7 protein-coding genes and 1 tRNA gene are annotated in these 7658 nt (G+C 35.9%); 5 read left to right on the top strand and 3 right to left on the bottom strand.

The window, feature by feature from the left end; genetic code table 11:
- Nucleotides 1–9: 9 nt before the first annotated feature.
- A complete protein-coding gene (locus tag DCO46_RS21825) occupies nt 10–1191 on the bottom strand; it encodes an acyl-CoA dehydrogenase family protein (protein ID WP_243416384.1) in 1182 nt (393 codons plus the stop codon).
- Nucleotides 1192–1617: 426 nt separating this feature from the next.
- Between DCO46_RS21825 and DCO46_RS21820 the strand changes: the two genes are divergently transcribed.
- The 3 genes from DCO46_RS21820 to DCO46_RS21810 all read left to right on the top strand — a co-directional run bounded on the left by DCO46_RS21820 (nt 1618) and on the right by DCO46_RS21810 (nt 4737).
- On the top strand, nt 1618–2193 hold the full coding sequence (locus DCO46_RS21820; protein WP_116754585.1) for a chalcone isomerase family protein: 576 nt from the start codon (nt 1618–1620) through the stop codon (nt 2191–2193).
- 142 nt (nt 2194–2335) lie between these two features.
- Entirely contained in the window at nt 2336–3562 is a 1227-nt protein-coding gene (locus DCO46_RS21815) for a Glu/Leu/Phe/Val dehydrogenase dimerization domain-containing protein (protein ID WP_116754584.1), read from the top strand.
- A gap of 272 nt (nt 3563–3834) precedes the next feature.
- Nucleotides 3835–4737, top strand: a complete 903-nt coding sequence (locus DCO46_RS21810; protein ID WP_116754583.1) for an energy transducer TonB — start codon at nt 3835–3837, stop codon at nt 4735–4737.
- Between the two features lie 213 nt (nt 4738–4950).
- On the opposite strand, the gene DCO46_RS21805 is transcribed toward DCO46_RS21810, so the two are convergent.
- A complete protein-coding gene (locus DCO46_RS21805; protein WP_026728937.1) occupies nt 4951–5346 on the bottom strand; it encodes an ExbD/TolR family protein in 396 nt (131 codons plus the stop codon).
- A 3-nt stretch (nt 5347–5349) separates the two neighbouring features.
- On the bottom strand, nt 5350–6042 hold the full coding sequence (locus tag DCO46_RS21800) for a MotA/TolQ/ExbB proton channel family protein (protein ID WP_116754582.1): 693 nt from the start codon (nt 6040–6042) through the stop codon (nt 5350–5352).
- A 130-nt stretch (nt 6043–6172) separates the two neighbouring features.
- On the opposite strand from DCO46_RS21800, the gene DCO46_RS21795 reads away from it, so the two are divergent.
- Nucleotides 6173–7399, top strand: coding sequence for a bifunctional folylpolyglutamate synthase/dihydrofolate synthase (locus tag DCO46_RS21795; RefSeq protein ID WP_116754581.1), 1227 nt, complete (start codon nt 6173–6175; stop codon nt 7397–7399).
- Between the two features lie 167 nt (nt 7400–7566).
- A tRNA-Val gene (locus DCO46_RS21790) sits at nt 7567–7641 on the top strand.
- The last annotated feature ends 17 nt before the right edge of the window (nt 7642–7658 follow it).

Below are 7658 nucleotides of genomic sequence, written 5' to 3'. Positions count from 1 at the left end.
CCAGGGTATCTAATCCTGTTCGCTACCCACGCTTTCGTCCATCAGCGTCAATCCATTAGTAGTAACCTGCCTTCGCAATTGGTATTCCATGTAATCTCTTCCTTCATAAATCTGGGTAATCTTAGCATCACGCATAAAACGCTCTACGTGATATTCTTTTACATAACCGTTTCCACCATGAATCTGAACCGCTTCTACAGCTGTGTCCATTGCAACTTGTGAAGCAAACAGTTTTGCCATTGCACCACTTACATCATAATTTTTATGCTGGTCTTTATCCCAGGCTGCTTTCATACACAAGTGACGGGCTGCTTCAATATTAACCGCCATATCTGCCAGTTTAAAAGCAATTGCCTGATGATTGCAGATTTCTGTTCCAAAAGCTTTACGCTCTTTAGAATATTTTAAAGCCAGTTCGTATGCTCCGGATGCAATACCCAAAGCCTGAGATGCGATTCCGATACGGCCACCTGCCAAAGTTTTCATTGCAAATTTAAATCCGAAACCATCTTCTCCAATTCTGTTTTCTTTAGGAACTTTTACGTCACTAAACATTAATGAATGTGTATCAGAACCACGAATTCCCATTTTTTGTTCTTTCGGACCAATAGAGAATCCCGGCATATCTTTGGTCATAATCAAAGCATTGATTCCTTTATGTTTTAATTCAGGATGCGTTTGGGCAATTACCAGATATACAGATGCAGTATTTCCGTTTGTAATCCAGTTTTTTGTTCCGTTTACCAGATAATGGGCACCCATATCAATAGCTGTAGTTTTTTGCGAAGTTGCATCACTTCCTGCTTCCGGCTCGCTCAGGCAGAAAGCACCGTGAATTTCTCCCGAAGCTAAACCTGGCAAATATTTTTGTTTTTGTTCTTCTGTACCAAATTCCTGCAATCCCCAACAAACCAAAGAGTTGTTTACAGACATTACTACTGAGGCTGAGGCGTCAACTTTAGAAATTTCTTCCATAGCAATAACGTACGAAATAGCGTCAAGGCCACTTCCACCGTATTTAGGATCAACCATCATTCCCATGAAACCCAATTGTCCCATTTTTTTTACTTGCTCTGTCGGAAAAATTTGTTTTTCGTCACGTTCGATAACACCTGGCAACAATTCGTTTTGAGCAAAATCCCTCGCAGCTTGCTGAATCATTAAATGTTCTTCGGTAAGATTGAAATCCATACTTATATTTTTTTGTTTTTTGAAGTTCTTTTCCTTGAATAAAGGCTTCCAAAGATAATTTTTAAATGCGAATTAACAATGCGTGCATATAATTTTAAGATATTATCATTAATCACGATAACGTTTTCGTAATTCTGTTGATTTTTTGAATTACAAACATCAAATTTGCAATGTTTTCTTTAAAATTTAAGAGTAAAATTATTGATAAAAATCAGGTATTCAAAAATTGCTAAATTATTATAATCTCAAAAAATCCAAATCTTACAAAAACCCGTATATGTACGTAAAACAACTCTTACTATTATGATTATGAATGTCCTACAAATTAATAAATAGATAAATTTTTAAAAAAAACATCGGATTAAAATAGTCAAAAATTATAAATTAGATTATTTTTGCCATAAAAAAATAAATTATTGATAGCGTATGAAAAAGATTTTACTTGTATTAACGATCCTTTTAGGATTACAATTTTCAACGGTTTCTGCTCAGACAACATTAGAAGTTAATGGCGTAACAGTACCTAGGAAAATTGAATTCCAAAACAAAACTTTGCAATTAAATGGTGCCGGCGGGAGATCAAAAATGTGGCTGGAAGTTTATGTTCAGGCATTATATTTATCACAATTAAGCCAAGATCCTCAGTTTATTATTGACAGTGATACAGAAATGGCCATCAGAATAGAGATTACATCTTCTATGGTTTCTTCTAACAAACTGACCAAAGCGATGAATACCGGTTTTGAAAAATCAGCGGGGAGCAATCTTGAAGAGTTGCGACCAAGAATCGAGGATTTTAAAAAGCTTTTGAGTGATGCCATTACAGAAAAAGATGTTTTTGTTTTAGCTTACAATCCTTTTGACCAAACTATGAACGTTTATAAAAACGAAGGTTTAAAAGGTAAAGTTTCGGGATTTGATTTCAAAAAAGCATTATTCGGAATCTGGCTTTCAAACAAACCGGTTGATGAAACACTAAAGAAAAATTTATTAGGAATATAATTTTCTGATTTCAGATATATTTTAAAGCCGAAAACGCCATGTTTTCGGCTTTCTTTTTTTTGTGTTAGAAAATTGATACAAAATACATTATTCGCATTATTCTATTTTATACTTTTACGCAAAATAAACATATCACAACAAAATGAAAGATTTATTACAGCAATTTGAAAATAAGGAACCTGAAATTGTTTTTAACTGGAAAGATTCTGAAACAGAAGCAGAAGGCTGGACAGTAATTAATTCACTTCGTGGAGGAGCTGCGGGTGGAGGAACTAGAATGAGAAAAGGCCTGGATATGAATGAAGTTCTGTCTTTGGCCAAAACTATGGAAGTTAAATTCTCAGTTTCTGGTCCTGCTATTGGAGGCGCTAAATCCGGAATTAATTTTGATCCTAATGACCCGCGCAAAAAAGGAGTTTTGCAACGTTGGTACAAAGCGGTTTCACCTTTGTTAAAAAGTTATTACGGAACCGGCGGAGATTTAAATGTTGATGAAATTCATGAAGTAATCCCGATGACAGAAGAATGTGGTGTGTGGCATCCGCAGGAAGGTGTTTTTAACGGGCACTTTAAACCAACCGAAGCAGATAAAATCAACAGGATTGGCCAATTACGCCAGGGGGTTATAAAAGTAATCGAAAACCCAAAATTTTCACCAGATGTGACCCGCAAATATACTGTTGCCGATATGATTACAGGTTATGGTGTTGCAGAAGCTGTTCGTCATTTTTATGCTACTTATGGCGGAGAAATAAAAGGTAAAAAAGCAATCGTTCAGGGATTTGGAAATGTGGGTTCTGCAGCTGCTTTTTATTTGGCTGAAATGGGCGCAAAAGTAATCGGAATTATTGACCGTGACGGAGGATTAATTAAAGAAGAAGGTTTTTCTTTTGAAGAAATCAGAACGTTATTTTTAAATAAAGACGGGAACAAATTGGTTGCCGATAATATGATTCCGTTTGAAGAAATCAATTCTAAAATCTGGACTATCGGAGCTGAAATTTTCACTCCTTGTGCGGCTTCAAGACTGGTAACTCAAAACCAAATCGACAGTTTAATTGCAAACGGATTAGAAGTAATTTCATGCGGGGCAAACGTCCCTTTTGCTGACAAAGAAATTTTCTTCGGATCTATTATGGAAGAAGTAGACCACAAAGTAAGTCTGATTCCTGATTTTATTTCAAATTGCGGAATGGCAAGAGTTTTTGCTTATTTTATGGAGAAAAAAGTTCAGATGACAGATGAGGCTATTTTTAATGATACTTCGGATATTATTAAAAATGCAATCGTAAAAGCGCATGCTTTGAGTTCATCAAAAACAAATATCAGCGCAACTGCTTTTGAGATTGCACTGAAACAGTTAGTATAATTTATTATACCTCATTTGAAAGCGGGCTAAATTAGTTTTTAGCCCGCTTTTTGTTTTATGCAAAGCAACACCAACTTATTTCTCGCAAAGTCGCAAAGACGCAAAAAAAACTTAAAAAGAAAAAACTTTGCGACTTGCGTCTTTGCGAGATTAAACATAAACAGCTTTCATAGAACTTAGCGATCTTTACGGCTAAATTCACTCTTTCACTCTCAACAATTTTTATTACTTTTAAACGTTTTTATTTAATACACTTACAAATTCAGAATTAGATGAGTTCCCCTATTTCTTCAGATCAAAAGAAATCATTACTATTCACAACTGCGATATATGCAGTAATCATTGTATTGCTGTTTCTTATCCGTTTTTGGCCTCCATATAATCCGGAAAACAACGTTGCACTTGCTGACGGAGGCGGCGGAGGCGGTGGTGTAACCGTAAATTTTGGAGACAGCGATTTAGGTTCCGGAGCAAATTATAAAAGTGAGGTTCTGAATGTAAAAAACGAAGCTAAACAAACACCGGCAAAATCAACTCCTGAAGACGCAATCATTACTCAGGAAAATACAACTGCCGATAATGATGTTGTGATCCCAACCAAAGAAAAACCAAAAAAACCTGTTCCTGTAGAAAAACCGGTAACAAAACCTGTTCCTGAAAAGCCAAAAGTTTCCAATTCAACAAATGATGCTTTATCAAGTATTTTGAAAGGCTCAAACAAAGGCGGTGACGGAGATGATAAAGTGGCAGGAAATAAAGGAAAATCAAACGGAAGTTTAGGTTCTAACGGATATTACGGTAGTGGCGGGTCCGGTGGAGGAACCGGAGGCGGCAACGGAACCGGAAGTGGTATTGGCACAGGAAGTGGTTACGGAGCCGGAAGCGGCGGAGGTTCTGGCGGCGGATCAGGATATTCGTTAGGAACCAGAAAGGCTTTATCGAAACCCGCACCAAAATATACCTGTAATGAAGAAGGAAAAGTGGTAGTTGAAATTACGGTAGATCAAAACGGTAAAACAATCAGCGCAACTCCAGGAATAAAAGGGACAACCAATACGGCAAGATGTTTATTGGATCAGGCAAAATTAGCAGCCATGAATACAAAATGGGAATCTGACAATGATGCTCCTGCAAAACAAGTGGGTAAGATTATTTATAATTTTAGTTTGAATTAAAAACACGGATTTCACAGATTTACACTAAATCTGCTCTTATATAAAAAAGGCTTTCAGAATACTGAAAGCCTTTTTCTATTTTCGTCCGTTTTGTCATTCTGAGGAACGAAGAATCACACAAGTAATTCCGCAAAGTGAATCGCCAATCTTTGTCGAGTTTCTGGTGTGATTCTTCGTTCCTCAGAATGACAAAATTGGGTAAATTATAATCCTTTACTTCGGACTTGTAGCAATCACAAATTTCAAATTGTTCTTTACTCCTATCTGCAATACATCTACTAAATCCTGAACCTGCAAATTAAACGGAATACGAACAACAACGGTTTGTTCTTTGTCAGTTCCGATTTTTGACATTAAGGAAGTTTCCAGATTTTCAAAATCAACGGGTTCTTTATCTATGTAAAACTTTTTATCTTCTGTAACCGACAAACTGATCAATTGTTTATTGGTTTTTTCATTGGCTTTCGCTTTTGGCAATGTCATTTTGATCACATTAGGATTTGCCAGTGTTGAGATAATTAAGAAAAACAACAACAGGAAAAACATAATATCACTTAATGACGAAGTCGCTACTTCGGCGTGAAATCTTCTTTTTCTTTTAATAGACATACCTTATGCTCTTTGAATTATATTGACAAATTCTAAAATCTGTTTTTGAATCTTTAAAGCAAAATCATCAATTTTTCCGTTTAGTAAATGGTAGGCACTATAGGCAATAATTCCCACAATTAATCCGGAACCGGAACTGATCATTTTTTCATAAAGACCTCCTGATATATTTCCGATACTAATGTTTTCTGTTACAGAAATACTATAAAAAATCTTGATAACTCCCGAAATAGTTCCGATAAAACCTAATGTTGGCGCGATACCGGCAATAAGTCCAAGATGTCCTAAGTGTCTTTCCATTTCGCCAATTTCAATATCAGCGGCACGGTCCATATTTGATTCGATTTCAGCAATTGGTCTTCCGATAACCAAAACTCCTTCTTTTAGAATATTGGCGGCAGCGGTATTGCTTCTTTCTACAATTGTTCTTGCCAGTTCAATATTACCAGAATTCAATTTATCACCAACATCCTGCATTAATCTGCCGTCAATTTTTGAAGCACGGCTTATATACATATAACGCTCAAAGATTACATAAATAGTGTAAAACAATAAAATCGCAATCGGAATTAAGAAAACTCCCCCCTTCATGATGAACCCAAACATTGAAATTTCATTTTCAGGTGCAATTTTTTCTATAACTACATTTGAGGCTTGTGCGATTGTATCTGTTTGTAACTGAATAAAACTAAACATATATTAATTCTGGTTTTTAATAATTAATTCTAAAAAATATTTGAAATTTGCACTAAAGATAATTTTCACTGTATTAATAAACTAAAAAAATCGAAAATTATTTCAATCTGCAACTATTTTATCTAAATAAATGAACTATCAAGAGACCACAAACTGGATGTTTAACCAACTGCCAATGTATCAACTACAGGGTGCTTCGGCTTACAAAGAAGACTTAACCAACATTAAACTGCTGGCGGAGCATCTTGGCCATCCTGAACATCGTTTAAAATGCATTCACGTTGCAGGAACCAATGGCAAGGGATCAACATCGCATATGCTGGCATCTGTACTTCAGGAAGCGGGATATAAAGTAGGTTTGTATACTTCTCCGCACTTAAAAGATTTCAGGGAAAGAATCAAAATAAACGGAAAGGAGATTTCTGAAGATTTCGTTTGTGAATTCATCGCAAAACACAAAGATTTCTTTGAGGCAAACGATATGAGTTTCTTCGAAATGTCGGTTGGTTTGGCTTTTGATTATTTTGCTTCAGAAAAAACAGATATCGCTATAATAGAAGTTGGCCTGGGCGGAAGACTGGATGCTACAAATATCATTACGCCTCTGGTTTCTGTTATTACGAATATCGACTTAGATCACACGCAGTTTTTAGGAACAACTCATACAGCAATTGCGGGTGAAAAAGCCGGAATTATCAAAGCAAATATTCCGGTTGTTATTGGAGAATATATTCCGGAAACAAAAGCGGTATTTTTGGCTAAAGCCGAAGAAAAAAAGGCTCCGATTTATTTTGCTTCAGAATTAGTTTCAGAAGTTTTTCCGTCTGATTTAATTGGCGATTATCAATTTCACAATAAGAAAACGGTTCAGCAGACAATTGCTCTTTTGAACAGCCAAAATGAATTTAAGGTTTCGGATGAAAATTTAAAATCCGGATTATTGAATGTTATAAAAAATACAGGCTTACAAGGAAGATGGCAGCAGCTGGGTGAAAACCCGAAAATAATTTGTGATACTGCACACAACAAACACGGACTGGCTGTTGTAATGAATCAGATTCAAAAAGAGACTTTTGAAAATCTTCATATTATTTTGGGGGTGGTAAATGACAAAGATCTGGATTCTATTTTACCTCTTTTTCCAAAAAAAGCGCACTATTATTTTTGCAGACCTGATTCTTCGCGAGGTTTAAGTACCGAAATTCTGCAAAACGCTGCTGAAAAATATGATTTGAAAGGCGAAAAATATGATTCTGTAGAAGCTGCTTTTCTGAAAGCGAAGAAAAATGCAGGCAAAAATGATTTTATTTATGCTGGCGGAAGCACTTTTGTAGTTGCCGAATTGCCTCTGGCCTAAAAGCGGTTACTATTTGAAAAAAAATCATTTTAATAACAAATTCATAAACAGCAAGATATAATCTATTTCAAAAAAAGTTTTATTTTTTATTTGATTTTCTTTGCAGAACTGAAAAACTAGCGTATATTTGCACTCGCAATCACAAACGATAGCAACCTAGTAAAATAGGGCGATTAGCTCAGCTGGTTCAGAGCACCTCGTTTACACCGAGGGGGTCGGGGGTTCGAACCCCTCATCGCCCACAGATTTCCAAAAACTC

The sequence above is a fragment of the Flavobacterium sp. HTF genome, from assembly GCF_003105115.1.
GTDB lineage: Bacteria > Bacteroidota > Bacteroidia > Flavobacteriales > Flavobacteriaceae > Flavobacterium.
Note: the sequence above shows the minus strand (reverse complement) of the source record. Positions and strands in the feature narration are given on the sequence as shown.

Coding starts and splice junctions, on each gene's coding strand:
- DCO46_RS21800 (WP_116754582.1), bottom strand. CDS start 6,042: ATGTTTAGTTTTATTCAGTTACAAACAGATACAATCGCACAAGCCTCA.
- DCO46_RS21805 (WP_026728937.1), bottom strand. CDS start 5,346: ATGTCTATTAAAAGAAAAAGAAGATTTCACGCCGAAGTAGCGACTTCG.
- DCO46_RS21815 (WP_116754584.1), top strand. CDS start 2,336: ATGAAAGATTTATTACAGCAATTTGAAAATAAGGAACCTGAAATTGTT.
- DCO46_RS21825 (WP_243416384.1), bottom strand. CDS start 1,191: ATGGATTTCAATCTTACCGAAGAACATTTAATGATTCAGCAAGCTGCG.
- DCO46_RS21795 (WP_116754581.1), top strand. CDS start 6,173: ATGAACTATCAAGAGACCACAAACTGGATGTTTAACCAACTGCCAATG.
- DCO46_RS21820 (WP_116754585.1), top strand. CDS start 1,618: ATGAAAAAGATTTTACTTGTATTAACGATCCTTTTAGGATTACAATTT.
- DCO46_RS21810 (WP_116754583.1), top strand. CDS start 3,835: ATGAGTTCCCCTATTTCTTCAGATCAAAAGAAATCATTACTATTCACA.